This window comes from Candidatus Methylomirabilota bacterium (genome assembly GCA_035709005.1).
In the GTDB taxonomy this organism is placed as follows: domain Bacteria; phylum Methylomirabilota; class Methylomirabilia; order Rokubacteriales; family CSP1-6; genus 40CM-4-69-5.
Genome location: DASTFB010000101.1, coordinates 1 through 21,170 on the forward strand (window position 1 = coordinate 1; position 21,170 = coordinate 21,170).

Genomic DNA, 21,170 nt, shown 5'->3' on the forward strand with positions numbered 1-21,170 from the left:
GCGGGGCATGCGCGCTGCGATGCTATCACGGTGCTGCTCGCCCTCATCTGGGTGCTCGGCATCCCCGGGTCGGCGGCCGCGCTGACCTTCGTCGACATGCTGGGACGAGACATCGTGCTCGCCGCACCGCCCTCGCGCATCGTCTCGCTGGTTCCCAGCGTGACCGAGCTGGTGTTCGCGCTGGGCGCGCACGATCGTCTCGTCGGCGTCACCGACTACTGCGATTTCCCGCCCGAGGCGCGGCACAAGCCCAGCGTGGGGGGAATGGTCGCGCCCAGCCTGGAGACCATCGTCGCGCTGCGTCCCGATCTCGTCGTGGCCACCGACTCTGGTAATCGCCAGGAGACGTTCGATCAGCTCCGCCGCCTCGGGATCCCCGTCTACCTGGTGCGGGCCAACCGGTTCGACGACGTCATGCAGGTCACCGCGCGGGTCGGCCAGCTCGTCGGGCGCGAGAGCGCCGTGGCGGCGCTCACGGCGAGGCTGCAGGCGCGTGTCGACGCCGTCACCCGGGCGGTGCGCGGTCGCCCCCGGCCTCGGGTGCTCTACGTCCTCTGGCCCGAGCCGCTCCTCGTTCCCGGCCGGGACGCGATCGTGACCGAGCTGATCCGGCTGGCCGGGGGGGAAAGCATCACCGCCAGCGAGCCGAGCGACTATCCGCGCTTCAGCATGGAGGCGGCCGTCGTGCGGGCCCCCGAGGTCATCCTGCTCGCTCGCCACGGCACCGGCTCGGGGCCGCTGCCTCGTGCCAAGTGGGAGGCGCTGAGCCAGCTGCCCGCCGTCCAGGCCGGACGCATCCACGCCGTGGACGGCAATCTCCTGCATCGCTACGGGCCGCGGATCGTCGATGGCCTGGAGCACCTGGCCCGGCTGCTCCATCCCGAGACGTTTCCATGAGCCATCGGGGCCGGCTCCTGCTGGCGCTCGCCGTGCTCACCGCCGCCCTCCTGGCGGTGGCGGCCCTCGCCGTGCTCGTGGGAAGCGCTCGGCTCAGGCCGGGCGCCGTCGCGGAGGTCCTGGCGGGCCGTGCCGATCCGGCTTCGACGGCCAGCGTGGTGATCCTCAGCCTGCGCCTGCCCCGCATCGCCGCGGCCGTCCTGGCCGGCGCCGCGCTCGCGGTCGCCGGCGTCGGCTTCCAGGCCCTCACCCGCAACCCCCTGGCCGAGCCTTCCGTGCTGGGGGTGTCGAGTGGCGCCGCCTTCGGCGTGGTCATCGCACAGCTCGTGAGCACGGGCGGGGGAGTCGTGGCCGAGGCCGTCCGCCTCACCCTGTTCGGATTCGCCGGAGCGCTGCTGGCCGGCGTCGCCGTCTACCTCATCGCTTCCATCGGCGGCGGCCTGCCCGTACATACGCTGCTGCTGGCCGGCGTGATCGTCGGCATCTTCTTCGCCTCGGCCACCACCGTGCTGACCTCCCTGCTCGACGTCAACCGCCTCGGGGGCATCGTGCACTGGCTGCTCGGCAACATCAGCCCGATCGCGCCGGCGCCGCTGGGCGTGTTCGCGGCCCTGGCTGCTCTGGGGTTCGGGCTGATCGCCGGCCGGGCCCGCGAGCTGAACCTGCTCGCATTGGGCGAGGAGGCCGCGCTACAGCTGGGGGTCCACGCCGAGCGGCTCAAGATCCGGATCTTCGTGGGCTCGGCGCTGCTCACCGCTAGCGTCGTCGCGTTCGCCGGCCCCATCGGCTTCGTCGGGCTCGTGGTGCCCCACGCGCTGCGGCTCGTCCTGGGGCCGGACAATCGGGTGCTGACGCCCGCCGCCCTGGTGGCCGGGGGCGCCTTCCTGCTCGCCGCCGACACGCTGGCCCGCAACGTCGTCGCTCCCGCCGAGCTCTCGGTCGGCGTCATCACCTCGTTCTGCGGCGCGCCGGTCTTCGTCTATCTCCTGCGCTCGCGCCCGCGCGGCAGCCTGTGAGCGCGCGGCTGGACGTCGTCGGCGTCGATTTCGCGTACGCCGCGGAGCGGCGCCGGCGGGCGCGCCCCTTCGGCCTGTCGGGGATCACGTTCACCCTCGCGCCCGGCGAGCTTCTCGGCGTGATCGGCCCCAACAGCGCCGGCAAGACGACGCTGATCCGCCTCCTGACCCGGGTCCTGGAGCCCACCGCGGGCGACATCCGCCTGGACGGGACCTCGCTGCGCCGCCTCGCGCGCGGCGAGCTGGCGCGCCACGTGGCGGTGGTTCCGCAGGACGTCCCGCAGGCGCTGCCCTTCACCGTGGAGCAGGTCGTGCTCATGGGCCGTTATCCTCACGCCCCGCACCGCTTCTTCGAGACCGCGGCCGATGTCGCGGTCGCGCGCGCCGCCATGGACATCACCGGGGTCGCCGACCTGGCCCAGGCCCCCATGCAGAGCCTGAGCGGTGGCGAGCGCCAGCGCGTTGCGCTGGCGCGGGCCCTGGCTCAGGAGCCCCGGTTGCTGGTGCTGGACGAGCCCACCGCGCACCTCGACCTGCGCTATCAAGCGGAATGCGCGGCGCTGCTGCGCTCGGTCAATCGCCAGCGCGGCGTGAGCGTGCTCCTCGTGTCGCACGATCTCAACCTGGCCGCCGAGGTGTCCGACCGTCTGCTCCTCATGAGCGAGGGGCGCGTGGCCCGGCTCGGCCAGCCCGCCAGCGTGCTGGCGGAGGAGCTGCTGACGGCCGTCTACGGGTGCCCGGTGGTCGTCGACCGCCATGCCGTGACGGGGCGCCCGGTGGTGCAGGTGGCGTGGGCGCCGGCGCCCTCACGCGCCGGCCGCGAGGGGAGGTGAGCGGCGCGCTCTAGAGCCAATCGACATACCCCGAGGTGAGGGAAGCCGGTGAGGCCCGACCCCGGGCCGAGGCCGGCACGGTCCCGCCACTGTGAGTGGGGAGCGCCGTCCCGTTCCGCGCGCGCGGAGCCACTGTCGGACGTCACGTCGTCGAGGACGACGGAGGCGCGATGGGAAGGTGGGGCGGACGCGACGATCCACGAGTCAGGAGACCCGCCCGGGGAGCTGCTTCGAACCCCTTTCGCGGAAAAGGAGTGAAGCATGAAGCGCAGGGTGGGAGCCATCGTGATCGGACCCGTCGTGGCGGCGGCCCTGGCCATGCCGGCCCAGGGCCAGGAGGAGACGAAGCTGGAGCCGGTCGTCGTGACCGCCACCAAGATCGAGACGCCGTCGGAGCGCCTGGGCGCTGCCGTCACCGTCATCAGCGAGGACGACATCCGCGCCTATCGGTGGGAGACCGTCGGGGATGCGCTCCGGCACGTGCCCGGCGTCGACGTCCAGCGCTCGGGGACACTCGGCAAGACCACGACCCTCCGCATCCGGGGTGCCACACCCCAGCAGGTGCAGGTCCTGGTGGACGGCGTCCGGGCGAAGAGCCCGACCGCCGGCCTGGTCGAGCTGGCCGATATCGCCATCGACCAGATCGAGCGCATCGAGGTCGTGCGGGGGCCACAGTCCACCATCTACGGCGCCGACGCCATCGGTGGCGTCGTCAACATCATCACCAAGCGCGGCCGCGGTCCCTTCTCGAGCTACGCCTCCCTGGAGGCCGGCAACGACGACACCCATCGGGAGCGCGCCGGCTTCAGCGGCAGCGCGGGGATCTTCGATTACTCGCTGGGCGGCTCCTGGTTCGCCAGCCAGGGGCAATTGCCCAACGACGCCACCGAGCAGGGGGCCGTGAGCACCCGGCTCGGCCTGACCTTGCCTCGCGACGGCCACCTCGGGGTGAGCTCCCGCTACACCAGCACGGCGTCGGAGCTGCCCCTCGACGGGCTCACGCCGACGCCTCAGAGCCCGTTCTTCCTGCTCGATCCCAACGCCGACCAGGACAGCGACACCCTCACCCTGGCGCTGGAGTGGACCCACAAGCCCGTCGCCTGGTTCGAGGCGCGGGCCCGCTACGGCGTGTTCTGGAACTGGCTCACCTTCCGGGATCCGGCGACGCCGGAGGACGCGGCGGCCGGCAACCAGGACCTCCTCTTCGGCGCGACCCGCTCCCGGATCGACACCAACCGCCAGGAGGTCGAGGTCGTCACCGCCTGGCACGCCGGGAAGTGGAACACGCTGACGGTGGGCGGCGAGTACCAGACCGAATCCGGCACGATCGACTCGGTCAGCGGCGGCTTCGCGACGGAGCTCGACGAGCGCCTGCACACCACCTCGTGGTTCGTGCAGGACGAGCTGCGCCTGTTCGACCGGCTGATCCTGTCCGCCGGGCGCCGCTGGGACGATCACAGCAGCTTCGGCGACGTCGCCACCGACCGCGCCTCAGCCGTGCTCCTGATCCGCGAGACCGGCACCAAACTCCGGGGAACCTGGGGCGAGGGGTTCCGGGCGCCCACGATCAACGATCTGTTCTTTCCGGGCTTCGCCAACCCCGACCTGGAGCCCGAGCGCAGCGAGAGCTGGGACGCCGGCGTCGACCAGCGGTTGTGGCGTGACCGCGTCCGGCTCGGCGCCACCTACTTCCACAACCATTTCCGCAACCTGATCCAGCTCACGTTCGACGCATCGCAGTGCCCGCCCGGCAACCCGTTCGGCTGCCCGATCAACGTCGGTCGGGCCCGGACGGAGGGGCTCGAGGTCTCCGTCGCCGTCGACCTCCTCGACACGCTGACGCTGTCCGGGGGCTACACCTACACGGACACGGAGGATCTCGCCACGAACCGGCCGCTGCGCCGCTTTCCCCGCCATCGCTACACGGCTGGCCTCACCTGGGAGCCGGTCAACACGGTGAGCCTCTTCGCCGAGGCCCAGGTGGTGTCGAGCCAGTTCGAGCAGGAAGGCCTGCCGAGCAATCCTGGCCACCACCGCATCGACGTGGGGGGAGTCTGGCGGATCGCGCCCCGGCGGGGCACGGCCCCGGCACTCGACCTCACCGTGCGCGTGAACAACGTCACCGACGAGGATTACATGGAGGTGCTCGGCTTCCCGGCACCGGGCATCAACTTCCTCGCCGGGCTGCAGGCGCGCTACTGAGCTCGGGCGTGAGCCGACGACCGTTGCGCGGGCTGGTGACCTCGCTCCTGCTCCACGTCGTCCTGGTGACCGCTGCGTTGGCTGTGTTGCCGCGCAGCGAGCTGCTCCCTGCGCTCTTCGTCGACCTCACGGCGTCCGACGTGGGCGAGCGGCAGCCGACCGCGGCGATGTCCACGTCCGCGTCGAAGCCATCGCGCGCCCCTGCGGCAATCCGCCGGCAGAGCACGGCGTCGTCGTCGACGGTCCCGGTAGTGGAGGAGCGCCCGCAGGTCGCATCCGCGCCGCCCAGGGCGACGGTACCCGAGGCGCCTGTCCCGTCTTCGCCACCCGAGCCGCCCGCGCCCGAACGGCGCGAGCTCGAGCCTGTTCCGCAGCGAGCTCCGTTGCCCGCGCCGGAGCGTCCGCCGACTGGGCCAGAGGTCTCGCCGCCACCAGCGGCTCTGCCCGCCGCCGCGCCGGTGGAGCCGGAATTGGCGTCACGCAGCGTGGCGTCTGCCGACGCCGGCCCGGCACGCCAGGCCTCGCCAGCGCCGCCGGAGAGAGCGGGCGGCGATCCCGCTGCCGCCGCAGAGACCGCTGCCAGCGAAACCGCTGCCTCTCCAGCAAGCGACAGTGTGGCGGTCGGCCACGACCGCACCGGACGGGAGGCACACGATGACGCCAGTGATGCGAGTCCCTCGGAGCAGGGGCTGGCCCGGGGCTCTCCGACCGGCGAGGGCGGTGAAGCGCTGCCGGGCGTCTACAGAGACTATCTGGCCGGACTGCGTCAGCGCATCCACGAGGCGCTACGCTATCCGCCCGCAGCTCGCCGCCGCGGTCTCACCGGCGCCGTCACCATCGAGCTCACGGTCTTGCCGAGCGGAGTCATCAGCGACGTCAAGGTCGTGCACTCGTCGTCGCACTCGCTGCTCGACGATGCGGCCGTCGAAACGGTGCAAGAGCTGCGAGCGCAGCGGTTCCCCCCGAACGTGCCCGCCCGTCCGCTCCGTGTTCGCCTGCCAGTAGTCTTCCAGCTCGAGTGAGCAGAAGAGAATATCCGACAGATAGTTACGGCTCGTAGAGTGCTGAATAACTCAACCTCGTTCGGTGCGGCGTCAGCCATGCGCCCCTGGCCAGCGGAGCTCGCGCCGGTCGAGCAGGCCTCGCGGGCAGATGGGGCTCCGCCCGGACGAGGTGAGCGTGCTCCGTCCTGCGTGCCCGCAGAACGCGGCGAAGCCGGCGAAAACAAGCGGGCTTTTTTTTCGGCACGCCCGGGTGCCGCCGGTATCATGTGGCGTGATCGCCGCCACTGGCGGCGATTTTGGTTCTGGCGGGGGCGATGTCGAGGAGCATCACCGAGCGGTTGACCGAAGGAGTGAAGACGGCGCTCGCCGCAGCGGGGCTGCCCGAGCCGGACGCTTGCCTGTGGGAAGTGCCCCGCCAGGCCGAGCATGGCGACTACGCGACGAACACCGCGATGACGCTCGCCAGGGCGGCGCGGCGACCGCCCCGGCAGATCGCCGAGCAGATCGTCCGGCACTTCCCGCCGCTGTCCGAGGTCGAGCGGATCGAAGTCGCCGGCCCCGGGTTTCTCAACGTCGTGCTGGCGCCCGCGTGGTGCGCGGCTGCGCTCCGCGACATCCTGAGCCTCGGCGTGGGCTTCGTGCGGGGCGAGAGCTTCCGTGACCGGCGCGTGCGCCTGGAGTTCGTCTCGGCGAACCCGACCGGGCCGCTGGTCATCGTGAACGCGCGGGCCGCCGCCATCGGCGACGCGCTGGCGCGGCTGCTCCGGGCTCAGGGCGCGCGGGTGACGACCGAGTATTACGTGAACGACGCGGGCACGCAGTTCGAAGCCCTGGCGCGGTCGTTCGAGGCGCGGGTCCGGCAGGCGCTGGGCGAGGCGGCCCCGCTGCCCGAGAACGGCTATCCCGGCGAGTACCTCGTGGATCTGGCCGCCGACTATCTGCGCGAGGGCGGCGCCCCGCCCGCCGAGCTGCCGGCCGACCGGCGCGTGGAGCACCTGGGGCGCTGGGTGGTGGCCCGGATCGTCGAGCAGCAGCGGGCCGTCCTGCGCGCGTACGGCGTGGAGTTCGACTGCTGGACGTCCGAGCAGCGCGACGTGCGCGACCGCCACCTGTCCGAGAAGGCGCTCGACGAGCTGGCCTCCCGGGGCCTCACCCACGAGCACGAGGGCGCCCTGTGGTTCCGATCGCCCGAGTTCGGCGACGACAAGGACCGCGTGCTGCGGCGCTCCAACGGCGAGGTGACGTACTTCGCCGTCGACGTGGCGAACCACCACTACCTGAAGTTCCCGGGCGCCGACCGCGTGATCGACCTCTTCGGGCCCGACCACCACGGCTACGTGCCGAGGCTGCGGGCGGCCATGGAGGCCCTGGGCCATCCGCCCCAGGCCTTCGAGGTCCTGATCGTCCAGCTCGTGACGCTGCTGCGCGATGGCCAGCCGGTGCGCATGTCCAAGCGCCGGGGAGAGTTCGTCTTGATGGAGGAGCTGCTGGAGGAGGTCGGGCGCGATGCCGCCCGCTTCACGTTCCTGACCCGCCGTCACGACAGCCCGCTCGAGTTCGACCTCGCCGTCGCCACGCGCCAGTCCGCCGAGAATCCCGTCTACTACGTCCAGTACGCCCACGCCCGCATCCGCTCGATCGAAAAGCAGCTGGCCGAGCAGGGGATCCAGGTGCCGCCCTGGAGCGCGGTGGACCTCGAGGTCCTGCGCGCGGGCGAGGAGCTGGCCCTGATGAAGCGACTGGTGCAGCTGCCCGACGTCGTGGCCGGGGCGGCCCGCGCGCTGGAGCCCCACCGCGTCGCCTACTGGCTCTACGAGCTGGCCGGGCTCTTTCATCCGTACTACAAAGCTCACCGCGTGATCCAGGCCGACGAGCGGCTCATGTTCGCCCGACTAGCGCTCTGCACCGCCGTGGGCGAGGTGCTGCGCCATGGGCTCGAGCTGCTCGGCGTGAGCGCCCCGGAGAGCATGTGAGGCGGCGCGAGCCGACGTGGGGCAGCCAGACGGCGTCCGCCCTCGTCCTCGTCGGCTTCGTGGTCGTGGTCGGCTTCGTCTTCCTCGCCGGCGTGCTGGCGGGGCGTCACTGGCCGCGCCTGTTGCCGTCGCTGGGCGGTGTCCCCGCTCCGCGACCCGAGCCGGACACGCGCCGGGTGGCCCAACCCGAGCGGCCGCCCGCTCCGGTGCTCAGCTTCTACCAGGATCTGCGGGCGCCGCTGCCGCCGCAGCCGCTGCCGCCGCGGTCGCGGCCGCGACCATCCCCCCTGGCTGCGCCGGAGCCCGCCAGTCCCGAGACGCCCCGGCCGCCGGCGCGCGAGCGCGATCCCCTACCGGCGGTGGCGACCCGGCGAATGGCCGGGCCGGAGCTGCCCCGCCCGCGGTTCACCATCCAGGTCGCCGCCTTCCGCACACGCCCGCAGGCCGAGAACATGCGCCAGGCCCTCGTCAAGGGTGGCTACGACGCCTACGTCTCCGAGATCCAGGGGCCGAACGGGGCGCGCTATCGCGTGCGGGTCGGCACGTACCCCACGCGCGACAACGCCCAGGAGGCGGCCCGGCGCCTGGCCGCCGAGCGGCGGCTGACGACCTTCGTCACCGCTCGCTGAGCACGCGGGGGGTCGGCGCCCCAGCGACGGTACGCCCGGTGCTATAATTGAGCCCGCATGAATCAGGTCTACAAAAACCTCGCGCTCTGGATGGTGATCGGCCTCATCGTCATCCTCCTGTTCACCGTCTTCCAGGGCGCGCAGCAGAGCGGGCACGAGCAGCCCAATTTCTCGGAGTTCCTGCGCGCGGTCGAGCAAGGGCGGGTCGACTCCGTGGTCATCCGCGGCAACCTGGTGACCTATACCCTCAGGGATAGCAGCCAGACACACCGCACGTACATCGTCGACTACCCGGACCTGATCAAGATGCTCCGCGAGCGCGGCGTGCGAATCGCCGTGAAGCCTCCGGACTCCAATCCCTGGTATGCGATCTTTCTCCAGTGGGTGCCCATGCTGCTGTTCATCGGCGTGTGGATCTTCTTCATGCGCCAGATGCAGGGTGGCGGGGCCAAGGCGCTGTCCTTCGGCAAGGCCCGGGCCCGGCTGATCTCCGAGAAGCACAACAAGGTCACCTTCGCGGACGTGGCCGGGGTCGACGAGGCCAAGGAAGAGCTGCGCGAGATCATCGACTTCCTGAAGGATCCGCAGAAGTTCCAGAAGCTCGGGGGCAAGATCCCCAAGGGCGTTCTCCTCGTCGGCCCCCCGGGCACCGGCAAGACGCTCCTGGCCAAGGCCATCGCCGGCGAAGCCAACGTGCCGTTCTTCTCGATCTCCGGGTCGGATTTCGTGGAGATGTTCGTGGGGGTCGGCGCCTCACGGGTGCGCGACCTGTTCGAGCAGGGCAAGAAGCACGCGCCCTGCATCATCTTCATGGACGAGATCGACGCCGTGGGCCGGCACCGCGGGGCGGGCCTGGGCGGCGGCCACGACGAGCGCGAGCAGACGCTCAACCAGCTCCTCGTCGAGATGGACGGCTTCGAGACCAACGAGGGCGTCATCCTGATCGCGGCCACCAACCGTCCCGACGTGCTGGACCCGGCGCTCCTGCGCCCCGGGCGCTTCGATCGGCAGGTCGTGGTGCCGCGGCCGGACGTGAAGGGTCGCGAGGAGATCCTGCGGGTTCATGCCCGGCGCATCCCGCTGGCGCCCGATGTGGAGCTCAAGGTCCTGGCCCGCGGCAGCCCGGGGTTCTCCGGCGCCGATCTCGCCAACCTGGTCAACGAGGCGGCCCTGCTGGCCGCTCGTCAGAACAAGAAGTTCGTCGAGATGCTCGACTTCGAGAACGCCAAAGACAAGGTTCTGATGGGAGTGGAGCGCCGCTCCATGATCATCAGCGACACCGAGAAGCGCACGATCGCCTACCACGAGGCCGGTCACGCGCTGGTCGCCGATTTCCTGCCCGGCACGGATCCCGTGCACAAGGTCACCATCATCCCGCGCGGGCGGGCCCTGGGCCTCACCCAGCAGCTGCCGCTCGACGACAAGTACAACTACTCGCGGGAGTACCTCATCAACCGGATCACCATCCTGCTCGGCGGCCGCGCGGCCGAGGAGATCGTGCTCAACCAGCAGACCACGGGCGCCGGCGACGATTTGGAGAAGGCCACCGAGATGGCCCGCAAGATGGTGTGCGAGTGGGGGATGTCCGACCGCCTCGGGCCGCTGACCTTCGGCAAGAACGAGGAGCACATCTTCCTGGGCCGCGAGGTCGCCCGGCAGAAGGACTACAGCGAGGACACCGCCCTGATGATCGATGCCGAGATCAAGCGGATCGTCGTGGACTGCGCCGTCCGGGCCCGGCAGATCCTCGAGGAGAACATCGAGAAGCTCCACGCCCTGGCCCGCGCGCTCCTCGAGCGGGAGTCGCTGGACGGTGAGGAGATCGCGCGCATCCTCCGCACGCGACCGTTCTCGGAGGCTCCCGCCCCGGCCTGATCACGGTCGTCGAGGCGGGGTGAGCGGGGACTCGTGCTCGACCACGCTGCCCGACACCACGCTGCGCCTGTCCGGGGGCCACGATGGATGCCCGGAATCGACACGACACCCAGAAGATACGGGTCTCACACGAGTCCCCGCTCACCCCGCCTCGACGCCCTGAGCTCGGCGGCCCCTGATGCTCCTTACCGCCGCGCGCCCCGGATCGCGTGAGCACTTCGGGCGTGGCCTGGCTGGCTGGTGTGCCCGTCGGTGGCGAGCATCCCGTGGTCATCATGGGCGTGCTCAACGTCAGCCCGGAATCCTTTTACGGGGGGTCGATCCGGCGCGGCCGGGACGAGCTCGTCCGTGCCGCCGGCGACATGGTGCGGGCGGGGGCCGCGCTGATCGACGTGGGCGCCCGCTCGACGGCCCCCTATCTCCCCGACACGCTCGGCGAAGCCGAGGAGCGCGAGCGGCTGGCTCGCGCCATCGAGGCCGTCGCGCCCGCGGTACCCGTCCCGGTGTCCGCGGACACCGCTCGAGCCGGGCCGGCGGCCGCGGCGCTAGACGCGGGCGCCCGGGTCATCAACGACGTGAGCGGCCTGCGCGACCCCCGAATGGGGGCGCTCCTCCGCGCGCGCGGCGCCGCGGTCATCCTGATGGCGTCCCCCGAGCGCCCCGGGCGCGGGCCTTCCTCTTCCATCGACACGCCAGGGCCCGGCGTTGATCCCGTGGCCCGGGTCGCGCGACTGCTCGAGCAAGCGCTGGCCCGGGCCCGCGCCACGGGCATCCCGGAAGACGACGTCGTGCTCGATCCCGGCATCGGGTTCTTCCGCGGGGAAGCGGTGTCCTGGCACGAGTGGGACGTTCACGTCCTGGCCGGCCTGTCCGGGCTGAGCGCCCTCGGGCGTCCCCTGGGTCTCGCCGTGTCCCGTAAGTCATTTCTGGGCGCTATCACGGGGCGGGAGGAGCCGGCCCGCCGGCTGGCCGGCTCGCTGGCGGCGACCGCCGTGGCGGTGCTGGAGGGGGCGGCCCTCATCAGGACCCACGACGTCGCCGAGACCGTGGACGCCGTCAGGGTGGCCGAACGGGTGCGCCGGGCGCGGCTCGCCGCAACATCCTGAGGCCGTTCGCGGTCCTCGTCTTACAATCAGAATCGAGGAAGGTCCGGGTCACCCCATGAGCCGTCTCTTCGGGACCGACGGGATCCGAGGTGTCGCCAACGAGCCGCCCCTGACCCCCGAGCTGGCCTATCGCGTGGGCCGCCAGCTGGTGGCGACGCTGCTGGTCGAGCGACAAGTGAGCCACGTGCGTCTGGTCATCGGCCGCGACACGCGCCGGTCCGGGCCGCTGCTGGAGGCGGCGCTGGCCGCCGGAGTGCTCAGTGCCGGGGGCGACTGCTTCGCCGTGGGCGTCATGCCGACGCCCGCCATCGCGCTGCTCACCCGGGGCCTGGACGCGGACGGTGGAATCGTGCTCTCGGCCTCCCACAACCCGTTCCAGGACAACGGGATCAAGCTGTTCTCCTCGGAGGGCACCAAGTTCCCCGACGCCTGGGAGGAGGCGATCGAGACCGGGCTCGACGGGCCGGACCGGGCGCCACGCGCCAGCGGTGGGGAAATCGGGCGCCACGTCACCTACGGCCGTGCCGAGGCGTACTACGTGGATTTTCTCTGCCGGGCCTTCCCCCTGGACCTGGGGGGGATGACCGTCGCCCTGGACTGCGCCCACGGCGCCACGTACCGCGTGGCGCCGCGCATCTTCCGTCGTCTGGGCGCCAAGGTGGTCGCCATCGGCGCTCGGCCAGACGGCACGAACATCAACGCCAGATCGGGAGCCCTGCACCCGGAAACGCTCCAGCGCAAGGTGCGCGCAGTGGGGGCGAGCGTCGGGTTCGCGTTCGACGGCGACGGCGACCGCCTGATGTCCGTCGACGATCGCGGCGAGATTCGTGACGGCGATTTCGTCCTCGCCATCGCCGGCCGGCACCTCGCCGCGCGTGGACGCCTGAAGGGCAACGTGGTCGTCACCACGGTCATGGCCAACCTCGGTCTCGACGAGGCGCTACGCGCGGCGGGCATCGCGGTCGTGAAGACTCAGGTCGGCGACCGCTACGTGGCCGAGGAGATGCAGCGCCGGGGCGCCAACCTGGGCGGCGAGCAGTCGGGACACCTGCTCTTTCTCGACTACGCTCCGGTCGGTGACGGTATCCTCTCCGCCCTGGCGCTGTTGACCGTCATGCGCGAGACCGGGCTGTCCCTGGCGTCGTTGTCCGAGTGCCTGCGCAAGTATCCCCAGGTTCTCGTCAACGTGCCCGTGCGAGCCAAGCCCCCGATGGAAACCGTGGCCGGGCTGGAGGACCGGTTGCGCGCGTTCGAGGCGGAGATGAACGGCGACGGCCGTATCCTCATCCGCTACTCCGGCACCGAGGCGCTGGCCCGCGTGATGATCGAAGGTGCGGACGGCGATCGCATCCGGGCCATGGCCGACGAGCTCGCCGGCCTGATCCGCGCGCACATCGGCGTCGCGTGAGCGTCAAGGGCATCGGCGTCGATCTGGTGCACACGCCGCGGTTGCGCGCCGTGATCGAGCGGTGGCAGGAGCGCTTCCTGACTCGGGTCTTCACCGACGACGAGATCGCCTACTGCCGGGCGCGCCGGGATCCCGTGCCCCACTTCGCCGCGCGCTTCGCCGCCAAAGAGGCAGGACTCAAGGCGCTGGGCACGGGATTGCGCCTGGGCATCCGCTGGCGTGAGCTGGAGGTCCGGCGGGAACGTGGGCAGGCCCCGGTGCTCGTGCTGTCGGGACGCTCACGCGAGATCGGCCGGGCTCGTGGCGGTGACCGCATGCTCCTGGCCCTCACGCACGACGGCGACTACGCCATGGCCCAGGCGGTACTCCTCTCGGAGGGGGCCTCGACGGCCCCCTCCGAATCCTCCCCCAGGACCGGAGGCGCCGGTGGAGCCGGCGCTCGAGCGGCGCCTGGTCCCGACGCGAGGTAGCGGCGGTGCTGCCGGTGTTTACGGCGGAGGAGATGCGGCGGCTGGACCGGCGCGCCATCGCCGAGCTGGGCATCCCCAGCGCGGTCCTGATGGAGAACGCCGGCCGCGGGGCAGGGCGGGCGATCCTCGCCGTCGCGCCGGCGCTCGGTGTCGGCCGCCGGGCGCGTGTCGCCGTCGTCTGCGGCAAGGGAGGTAACGCCGGCGACGGCTTCGTCGTCGCCCGCTGGCTCAAGGCTCGGGGCCTGAGGCCTGAGGTCTGGCTCGCCTTCCCTCCCGACGAGATCGCCGGCGATGCCGCGCTGAAGCTGACTGCGCTCCGCCGCAGCGGCGGGCGGCCCGCCCTGGTGACGGACGTGGCCCGCCTCGTCGACGCCTTGCGTGGCGTCGATCTCGTCGTCGATGCGTTGCTCGGCACCGGGGCGCGGGGGGCGCCCGAGGCGCCGATCGCGGCCATCATCGGGGCGATGAACGCCGCCGGTCGTCCGATCGTCGCCCTCGACGTGCCCTCCGGTCTGCCGGCCGACGGCGGGCCGCCGGCGGGGCCCGCGGTCCGGGCTACGCTCACCGTCACCTTCGCCGGGCTCAAGCAGGGACTGGTGACCGGGCCGGGCGTGGACTTCGCAGGCCGGGTTGAGGTCGTCGACATCGGCGTTCCGGCGGCCGAGGTGGGCCGAGGCGTCTCGACCTTCCTGCTCGAGGCCAGCGACGTGGCGCGACAGCTGCCGCCGCGTTCCCGCTCGGCTCACAAGGGCACGCTGGGCCATGTCCTCATCGTCGCCGGCTCGCTCGGCAAGACGGGAGCGGCGGCGCTGGCCGCTGGCGGGGCGCTCCGCAGCGGCGCCGGGCTGGTCACCGTCGCCACCGCGGCGAGCCAGCAGCCGGTGGTCGCGGGGCTGGTGCTGGAGGCGATGACCGCGGCGCTGCCCGAGACGGCGGCACACTCGGTAGCGCTCAAAGCCGTCGATGCCATCGCCGAGCTGGCGGCCGGACGCGATGCGGTGGCGATCGGCCCTGGCCTCGGTCTCGATGCCGACACCCAGGCCCTGGCCCGCGAGCTCGTGCGGACGCTGACGATCCCGGTCGTGGTCGACGCCGATGCCCTCACCGCGCTCGCCGGTCACCTGGACGCCCTCGACACTGCCCCGGCCGCGCGTTGTCTCACTCCGCACCCGGGGGAGATGGCCCGCCTGCTGGGCGCGACGGTGACGGAGGTGGAACGTGACCGTGTCGGCGTCGCCCGGCGCCTGGCGAGCGAGCATCGCGCCTGGGTCGTCCTCAAAGGCGCGGGCAGTCTGGTCGCGGCGCCGTCCGGCGAGGTCTACATCAATCCCACCGGAAACCCCGGCATGGCGAGCGGCGGCACCGGCGACGTGCTGACGGGAATGGCCGGCGCCCTCCTGGCCCGCGGCCTGCCCCCGGTGGCGGCGCTGCAGACGGCCGTGTACGTGCACGGGCGCGCTGGCGACCTGGCCGCAGCCCGGCTGGGCCAGGAGGCCCTCATCGCCGGCGATCTCGTCACGGCGCTGCCCGAAGCGCTCGTCGAACTGCAGTCCCGGCATGCCGGTTGAGCGCATCCTCACCGAGAGCCCGGGAGAGACAGAAGCGGTGGGGGAACGCCTCGGACAGTCGCTTCAGCCTGGCGACGTCGTCGCGCTGACCGGTGAGCTGGGAGCCGGCAAGACCTGTTTCGTCCAGGGCCTGGCGCGCGGACTCGGCGTGCGCACCCAGGCCACGAGCCCGACCTTCGTGCTCATCAACGAGTACCGTGGTCGCGTGCCCGTCCATCACGTCGACGCGTTTCGAACGGTGAGCCTCAGCGAGCTGATGGATCTGGGATTGCCCGAGCTCTTCGGCGAGGAGGGGGTGACGGTCATCGAGTGGGCCGACCGGCTCGCCCCGCTGCTGCCCGCCCGCACGATTCACGTGGAGATCGCCGGCGTGGGCGACGAGCCGCGACAGATCACCGTGCGCCGGCCCTCCGTATCGAACGCGCGACATTGACGCGCCCCCCGGGCTGCGGCTACCAGAGAGCATGGCGCTCGAGCGGTGGCCGACGGGGGAGCGGCCGCGCGAGCGGTTACGCTGCCAGGGGTTGACGGCGCTGGCCGACGCCGAGCTGCTGGCGCTGCAGCTGGGGTCGGGAGCCCCGGGGCAGAGCGCCGTCGATGTCGCCCGGGAGCTGCTGGCGACGTATGGATCCCTCGCCGAGATCGGCGCCCGCGAGGTCAGCGAGCTGGCCCGCCAGCGCGGCGTGGGGCCCGCCAAGGCCGCGCGGCTCGCCGCCGCCTTCGAGATGACGCGGCGGCTGCGGGCGCGTCCCCCCGGCGTTCGGGTCGTCCTGGCCGCCCCCGCCGCGGTGTTCGCCGCGTTCGCCCCGCTCATGGAGGATCTCAAGCGCGAGGTGTTCCGGGTAGCCCTGCTCGACGCCAAGAACGGCCTGCTGCGGGACTGCGTGATATCCGAGGGCACGGTCTCGGCGAGCTATGTGCATCCGCGCGAGGTGTTCAAGCCGGCGATCCTGGAATCGGCGGCCTCGGTGATCCTCCTGCACAATCACCCCAGCGGCGATCCCACGCCGAGCCGCGAGGATGTCCGGCTCACCCGGCAACTCGTGGAGTGCGCCCGGCTGCTCGATCTCCGGCTGCACGACCACGTCATCGTCGGCCGGGGGCGGTTCGTGAGCTTCGCCGAGCAGGGTATGATTTGAATCGGAGAGGGCGATACACAGGCGCGCCTGTTGGGCGCGACGGCCCCCTCCGAGGCCTCCCCCAGAAAAACGGGCGCCGGCAAAGCCGGCGCTCGAATAGGAGCGACCTCCACATGGCGATCAAGGTGGAGCGGGTAGGGCACGTGGTGCTGAAGGTCAGCGACTTGGAGCGGGCGGTGGCGTTCTATCGGGATGTGCTGGGGCTCCGGGAAGTCGCCAGGGGCACGTTCGGGGCGCCCATGGTCTTCTTCTCCACCACGGGCGACAACCACCACGATCTCGCGCTGCTCGAGGTGGGCCCGACGGCGCCGCGTCCCGGCGCGCAGGCCGTGGGGCTCTACCACGTCGCCCTGAAGATCGGCGACAGCCTGGACGCGCTCCGGGCCGCCCGGGCCCATCTCGAGGCCCACGGGATCACCAGGTTGGCTCTGGTGGATCACCGCGTCAGCCAGTCGATCTATCTCAACGATCCCGACGGCAACGGCCTCGAGCTCTACGTCGACGCCGACCCCGCGGTGTGGCGGACGAACCCGGCCGCCGTGGCCACCGTCGGGCCGCTGCAGCTCTGACCCTCAGCTCTTCGCCAGCTTCTCGATCTCCTTGCGAGGCAGCGTCTGGAGCCGCGACAGAAGTGTCTTGACCTTGCGCTCGGAGGCGTGGTCAGCGAGGATCAGCTTCTTGGAGCGCGTGCCGTTCACGATGTAGGCGACCCAGTCATCGAGGCTCGGCGTGCCACGCCAGGCGATGGTCACCCCACTGAGTCGCATGCGCCGACGACCTTCTACCTTCGCGAGAGGCTTGCGGTTGCTCTCCATCGGTGCTGTTCCTCTTCTGCCGCCTGCGGTGTGCACCGCCGCGCGCCACGACACGGCTCGTTCAAAAGCCCGCTCAAGGTACGAGGGCCGCTCGCGCAGTGTCAAGGTCTCGTTTGCCCGCGTGAAATCGGGCGCGCCGCGCTCGGGCCTCGCTCGCTGTCGCGTGGGGACGGCGAAAAGCGGAGGCGCCGACGACGGTGGACGAGCAGTCCGTCACTTTTTCGCGCCCTGCCCGCCAGAGCGCGCTGAGACGGGCGATTCTTCGTTCTGTGGATACCTGTGGACATGTGGACAACCGGTGAGTAACCCGGGCACGTCAGCGGCGTGCGAGTAGCGACTGCAAGATCTCGCGTGCCAGCCCAGGACCCCGGGTAACGAAACCCGTGAAGTATCCGACGGCGGTCGCGCCGGCGTCGAGCAGCTGGAGCGCCTTGTCGGCCGAGTCGACGCCGCCGGTGGCGATGAGATCCAGCGCGTTCCCGAAACGGGCCCGCGTGCGGCGGACGTTCTCCAGCGTGGCGGGAAAGATTTCCGGACCCGACAGGCCGCCGGCGCCCTGGGACAGCCGCGGTTCGGGCACGCGGCGTGCGTTGCCATAGTTGATAACGGGCACGCCGGCCTTGAGGACGGCCGGGATGATCTCGCGCTCGTTGGCGTCGGCGAAGTCCGGCGAGAGCTTCACGGTGAGCGGTACCGCGATGGCCGCGCGCACGCGGTTCAGCAACCCGGCGAGCTCGTCGGGGCGGGTGCTCCATGTGTAGACCAGCGCGGTGTTCGGCGAGGAGATGTTGAGCTCGATGAGGTCGGCGAACGGGGCCAGCTCCCGGGCCAGGTCAAGGTAGTCCTCGGCGGTTTCCCCGGCCACACTGACGATGAGAGGAACCCGATGGGGGAGCCCAGGGAGGGTCGCGCGGAACGCATCGAGGCCGGGATTGTGGAAGCCGTTGCAGTTGACGAACCCGACGCCGGCGGCCGTGCGCACCCGAACGAGGTTCGGCGGGGGGTGGCCGGGTCGCGGCCGCCGGGTGATGCTCTTGGTGGTGACGGCGCCGAACCCCAGGCCCATGGCCCGCTCGAGGATTTGCCCGTCGTAGTACATGGCGGCGAGGATCAGCGGGTTGGGGAGCCGCACGCCGCCCAACGTGATGGCCAGGCGGGGATCGTCGAGCCGGAACGCGCCGAGCCGATCGAGGGGCAGCCAGCGCAGGCCGGCCTGGCCCGCCGCGACGGCCGCCCGCTCCGGCAGCCGGCCGAGCACGCCGCCGTACAGGGCCCGGTACAGGAGCGTCAGGGCGCGCGTCATCGGCGTGCTCCGCACCTTAGCACAACGCAGCGCTTGACGATCGACGGATCGGGCATTTACGTTAGGAAAGCTTGAGTCCCAGCTTTCGCTCCGTGCTGAGTGGTGGTCGGCCGAAAGCGCTCGGTCAGGTGGCCCTGGTCGCGCTCCTCTTCACGGCAGCCTGTGCGACCTCGGGCACGGGCAACGTACCCGCCGCCGACGGCCGGCAGGTCGTCACGACCGACTTCGCCTTCGCTCGAGACACGTTCACCTTCCGCAACGAGATCCGGTCACGTCACCCCGATGTGGAGGATCTGTACGCGAACTACTGTTTCGTCCTCGCCCGGGGCGTGCGGCAGTTCTTCCTCTTCGCCCGCTTCGATCCCTCGGCGCCGAAGCTCGCCTCGGCGGCCTACGCCGAGCGCGTGCGCGAGGTGGCGGCGCACCCGCCCTGGCACGCCCCGCTCCCTCGCGACGAGCGGATCGTGATTCCCGGCTACGCCAGCCTCCGCGAGTTCTCCCGCGCCGAAGAGGCGGCCGTGAAGACCGGCCTGGGCGGGCCCTTCTGGACGTGGCTGCACTGGACCAACTGGCGGGTGACGTTTCCGGTGACGCGTGGCCAGCAGGCGCGCGTCGCCCGCGAGATCTTGCAGGAGCTGGAGCGAGGCCGGATGGTGCAGCTGCTGATCACCAACCTGCCGAGCTGGGAGCTCAACCACACCGTGGTGACGTACGCCTACCGCCGGGCCGGCCCCAACGTCGAGCTCACGGTCTGGGATCCCAACAATCCCGATGGGCCCGGTCTGATCACGTTCGACGCCACGCAACGCCGGTTCTGGGCGACCGACGTCTACGACACGAGGCCCGGCCCCATCCGGGTCTTTCGCATGTACTACTCGTGGCTGCTGTGAGCAGCCGCCAGCGCCCGACGGCTGAGCCCGTCGTCGTGGTGGCGGCCGGCGTGGTGACGCCGATCGGCACCGATCTCGACGCGTTCTGGTCCGGTCTCGTGACCGGCAGCGACGGCATCTCGGTGATCGAGCGCTTCCCGGTCGCCGATCTGCGCGTGGCCCGGGGTGGGGAGATCAAGAAGCTGCCCCTGCCGGGCGGGGGACCGGACGGAGCATGTCGGGCGACGCTCCTGCTGGAGGCGGCGGCCCGCGATCTGCTGGCTCGCGTCAGCTTGCTGGCGCCGCCGGAGCGGCGGGCCGTGGTGCTGGGCACTGCGCTGGGCGGTGTGGAGGAGCTGGATCGGGCCATCGCGGGCGACGCCGGCCTCCGCCGGGCAGCGGGCGGCCTCTACGATGCCCCGACCCTGGCCCTGGCGCGCCGCCTCGGCGCGCGCGGCCCCGCGCTCACCGTCTCGACGGCGTGCGCGTCGGGGGCGACCGCCCTGGGCCTGGGCGCCGACCTCTTGCGCGACGATCGCGCCGATCTCGTGGTGGCCGGAGGGTACGACGTGCTCTGCCGCTTCGTCATGCGGGGCTTCGATGCGCTGCGCTCGCTGACCCGGGAGCGGGTGCGTCCGTTCGACCGGCGGCGGAGCGGGCTTCTGCTCGGCGAGGCGGCCGCCCTCGTGCTGCTGGCCCGGGAGGCCGACGCGCCCGCCCCGCGGCTGGGGCGTCTGCTCGGCCACGCCAGCACCAGCGACGGCGCCCACATCGCGGCGCCGGATCCGAGCGGCCGCGGACTCGAAGCCGCCATCAGGAGCGCCATGAAGCAGGCGGCCGTGACGGCGGGCGACATCGACTTCGTGAGCGCCCACGGCACGGCGACACCGCTGAACGACCCCATCGAGACGGCCGTGCTCAAGCGGGTGCTGGGCGCGCGCGCCCGGGCCATTCCCGTCAACTCCATCAAAGGAGGGCTCGGCCATACCATGGGCGCCGCCGCCACCCTGGAGGCCGTCATGTGTCTGCTGGCGTCGCGACACGCGGTGATTCCGCCCACGCTCGGCTTCGAGGAGCCCGACCCCGAGTGCGACCTCGACTACGTGCCTCGCCAGCCACGGCCCGCGCGGCCGGTGGTGAGCCTCAGCACCTCCGCGGGCTTCGGCGGGTGTAACGCGGCGCTCGTCCTGGAGGGCGCGGCGCCGTGAAGCTCGCCGCGGTGGGCGTGCTGACGGGCTGGGGCGCCGGGCTCGCGGCCTTCCCCGCCGATGCCCGGGAGGCGGCCGGCGATCGGCCGGTCGTGCCGCTGGCCGACCCGCTGCTGGCCGGAGAGCGTTTTCGCCGCGCCACCCGCGAGTGCCTGCTGGGCGTCGCGGCGGTCATGGAGCTGTTGAAGCGCGCCGGCATGGCCGGCCAGGCCATCCGGGGCTGCGACAGCGCCCTCGTCTACGTGACCGCCGGCGGCTATGGCGCCTCGAACCGCGCCTTCATCGAGGCCGGCTCGCGACCTGGCCGGGGAGCGCTCCACTTCCCGTACACGGCGCCGAGCGCCGTGCCGGCAGAGGTGGCCATCGAGTTCGGGCTGACCGGCCCCTACGTCATCCTGGTCGGCGGCGCCACGGCCACGCTGGATGCGCTCTGGCAGGCCGAGCGCCTGCTCGCCGAGGGCGCGTGTCGCCGGGCGCTCGTCGTGGCCGTCGAGACGTTCGCCGAATGCGCCGACCTCTACCGTCGCGCCCGCTGGCTCGTGAGCCGGCCCCTCGTGGAGGCTGCCGTCGCGGCGTTGTTCCTGCCCGGCGAGCCGGCCTCGACGGTCCAGCCAGCCGTCGAACCGGCGGCGCTGGAGCGACTGGCCCGGAAGCGGGCCGGCGAGACCCTGGCCTGCGCCCCGCTGATCCAGTTGGCGCTGGCGCAGGAGTTAGGCGAAGATGCCGGTGACCTCACCGGCATCTGGCGCGGGCGGCGCGCCGCGCTCGTCGCCCGCCGGGGAGCCGGCCCGGGCCGCCGCCGTCCGGACCAGATCGTCTGCGCTGCCGTTGCTCCGGCGGCGCGCTAGAAGGGGG

Annotated in this window: 20 protein-coding genes and 1 riboswitch; of the genes, 18 read left to right on the top strand and 2 right to left on the bottom strand. The window is 71.9% G+C overall.

The annotated features are described in order from the left end of the window. The 15 genes from VFR64_18325 to VFR64_18395 all read left to right on the top strand — a co-directional run. A partial coding sequence (locus VFR64_18325; protein HET9491693.1) for a cobalamin-binding protein occupies positions 1-897 on the top strand: 897 nt, incomplete at its 5' end. Continuing rightward, entirely contained in the window at positions 894-1,913 is a 1,020-nt protein-coding gene (locus VFR64_18330; GenBank protein HET9491694.1) for an iron ABC transporter permease, read from the top strand. The genes VFR64_18325 and VFR64_18330, both read left to right, overlap by 4 nt. Further along, entirely contained in the window at positions 1,910-2,746 is an 837-nt protein-coding gene (locus VFR64_18335; GenBank protein HET9491695.1) for an ABC transporter ATP-binding protein, read from the top strand. Before VFR64_18330 ends, VFR64_18335 begins: the two co-directional genes overlap by 4 nt. 39 nt (positions 2,747-2,785) lie before the next feature. Continuing rightward, a riboswitch (cobalamin riboswitch) is annotated at positions 2,786-2,960 on the top strand. A gap of 47 nt (positions 2,961-3,007) precedes the next feature. Beyond that, a complete protein-coding gene (locus VFR64_18340; protein HET9491696.1) occupies positions 3,008-4,948 on the top strand; it encodes a TonB-dependent receptor in 1,941 nt (646 codons plus the stop codon). Between the two features lie 614 nt (positions 4,949-5,562). Next, positions 5,563-5,970: an energy transducer TonB gene (locus VFR64_18345; protein HET9491697.1), complete on the top strand. Its 408-nt coding sequence runs from the start codon at positions 5,563-5,565 to the stop codon at positions 5,968-5,970. Positions 5,971-6,266: 296 nt separating this feature from the next. Further along, positions 6,267-7,925 carry an arginine--tRNA ligase gene (gene argS, locus VFR64_18350; protein HET9491698.1) on the top strand — a complete coding sequence of 553 codons (1,659 nt, stop codon included), beginning with the start codon at positions 6,267-6,269 and terminating at the stop codon, positions 7,923-7,925. Continuing rightward, positions 7,922-8,554 carry an SPOR domain-containing protein gene (locus VFR64_18355; protein HET9491699.1) on the top strand — a complete coding sequence of 211 codons (633 nt, stop codon included), beginning with the start codon at positions 7,922-7,924 and terminating at the stop codon, positions 8,552-8,554. Before argS ends, VFR64_18355 begins: the two co-directional genes overlap by 4 nt. Positions 8,555-8,611: 57 nt before the next feature. Continuing rightward, a complete protein-coding gene (gene ftsH, locus VFR64_18360) occupies positions 8,612-10,429 on the top strand; it encodes an ATP-dependent zinc metalloprotease FtsH (protein HET9491700.1) in 1,818 nt (605 codons plus the stop codon). Positions 10,430-10,638: 209 nt separating this feature from the next. Further along, on the top strand, positions 10,639-11,535 hold the full coding sequence (gene folP, locus VFR64_18365) for a dihydropteroate synthase (protein ID HET9491701.1): 897 nt from the start codon (positions 10,639-10,641) through the stop codon (positions 11,533-11,535). A gap of 55 nt (positions 11,536-11,590) precedes the next feature. Next, positions 11,591-12,943, top strand: a complete 1,353-nt coding sequence (gene glmM / locus VFR64_18370; GenBank protein HET9491702.1) for a phosphoglucosamine mutase — start codon at positions 11,591-11,593, stop codon at positions 12,941-12,943. Beyond that, entirely contained in the window at positions 12,940-13,413 is a 474-nt protein-coding gene (gene acpS, locus VFR64_18375) for a holo-ACP synthase (protein ID HET9491703.1), read from the top strand. The genes glmM and acpS overlap by 4 nt, the downstream gene beginning before the upstream one ends. Before the next feature lie 5 nt (positions 13,414-13,418). After that, positions 13,419-14,981, top strand: a complete 1,563-nt coding sequence (locus VFR64_18380; GenBank protein ID HET9491704.1) for an NAD(P)H-hydrate dehydratase — start codon at positions 13,419-13,421, stop codon at positions 14,979-14,981. Next, complete coding sequence (tsaE, locus tag VFR64_18385) at positions 14,971-15,414, top strand: tRNA (adenosine(37)-N6)-threonylcarbamoyltransferase complex ATPase subunit type 1 TsaE (GenBank protein ID HET9491705.1); 444 nt, start codon at positions 14,971-14,973, stop codon at positions 15,412-15,414. Before VFR64_18380 ends, tsaE begins: the two co-directional genes overlap by 11 nt. A gap of 31 nt (positions 15,415-15,445) precedes the next feature. Beyond that, a complete protein-coding gene (gene radC, locus VFR64_18390; GenBank protein ID HET9491706.1) occupies positions 15,446-16,120 on the top strand; it encodes a DNA repair protein RadC in 675 nt (224 codons plus the stop codon). Positions 16,121-16,233: 113 nt separating this feature from the next. Further along, positions 16,234-16,689: a VOC family protein gene (locus VFR64_18395; protein ID HET9491707.1), complete on the top strand. Its 456-nt coding sequence runs from the start codon at positions 16,234-16,236 to the stop codon at positions 16,687-16,689. A 3-nt stretch (positions 16,690-16,692) separates the two neighbouring features. On the opposite strand, the gene VFR64_18400 is transcribed toward VFR64_18395, so the two are convergent. Beyond that, positions 16,693-16,887 carry a hypothetical protein gene (locus VFR64_18400; protein ID HET9491708.1) on the bottom strand — a complete coding sequence of 65 codons (195 nt, stop codon included), beginning with the start codon at positions 16,885-16,887 and terminating at the stop codon, positions 16,693-16,695. Between the two features lie 364 nt (positions 16,888-17,251). Next, positions 17,252-18,238 (bottom strand): hypothetical protein, encoded by a 987-nt coding sequence (locus VFR64_18405; GenBank protein ID HET9491709.1) that lies wholly within the window; start codon positions 18,236-18,238, stop codon positions 17,252-17,254. A 71-nt stretch (positions 18,239-18,309) separates the two neighbouring features. Here VFR64_18405 and VFR64_18410 point away from each other — a divergent pair, with 71 nt between their 5' ends. The 3 genes from VFR64_18410 to VFR64_18420 are packed head-to-tail and all read left to right on the top strand — an operon-like array spanning position 18,310 to position 21,163. Then, positions 18,310-19,128 carry a hypothetical protein gene (locus tag VFR64_18410; GenBank protein HET9491710.1) on the top strand — a complete coding sequence of 273 codons (819 nt, stop codon included), beginning with the start codon at positions 18,310-18,312 and terminating at the stop codon, positions 19,126-19,128. Next, positions 19,116-20,315: a beta-ketoacyl-[acyl-carrier-protein] synthase family protein gene (locus tag VFR64_18415; protein HET9491711.1), complete on the top strand. Its 1,200-nt coding sequence runs from the start codon at positions 19,116-19,118 to the stop codon at positions 20,313-20,315. Before VFR64_18410 ends, VFR64_18415 begins: the two co-directional genes overlap by 13 nt. Next, positions 20,312-21,163, top strand: coding sequence for a beta-ketoacyl synthase N-terminal-like domain-containing protein (locus tag VFR64_18420; protein HET9491712.1), 852 nt, complete (start codon positions 20,312-20,314; stop codon positions 21,161-21,163). The genes VFR64_18415 and VFR64_18420 overlap by 4 nt, the downstream gene beginning before the upstream one ends. Positions 21,164-21,170 lie beyond the last annotated feature (7 nt).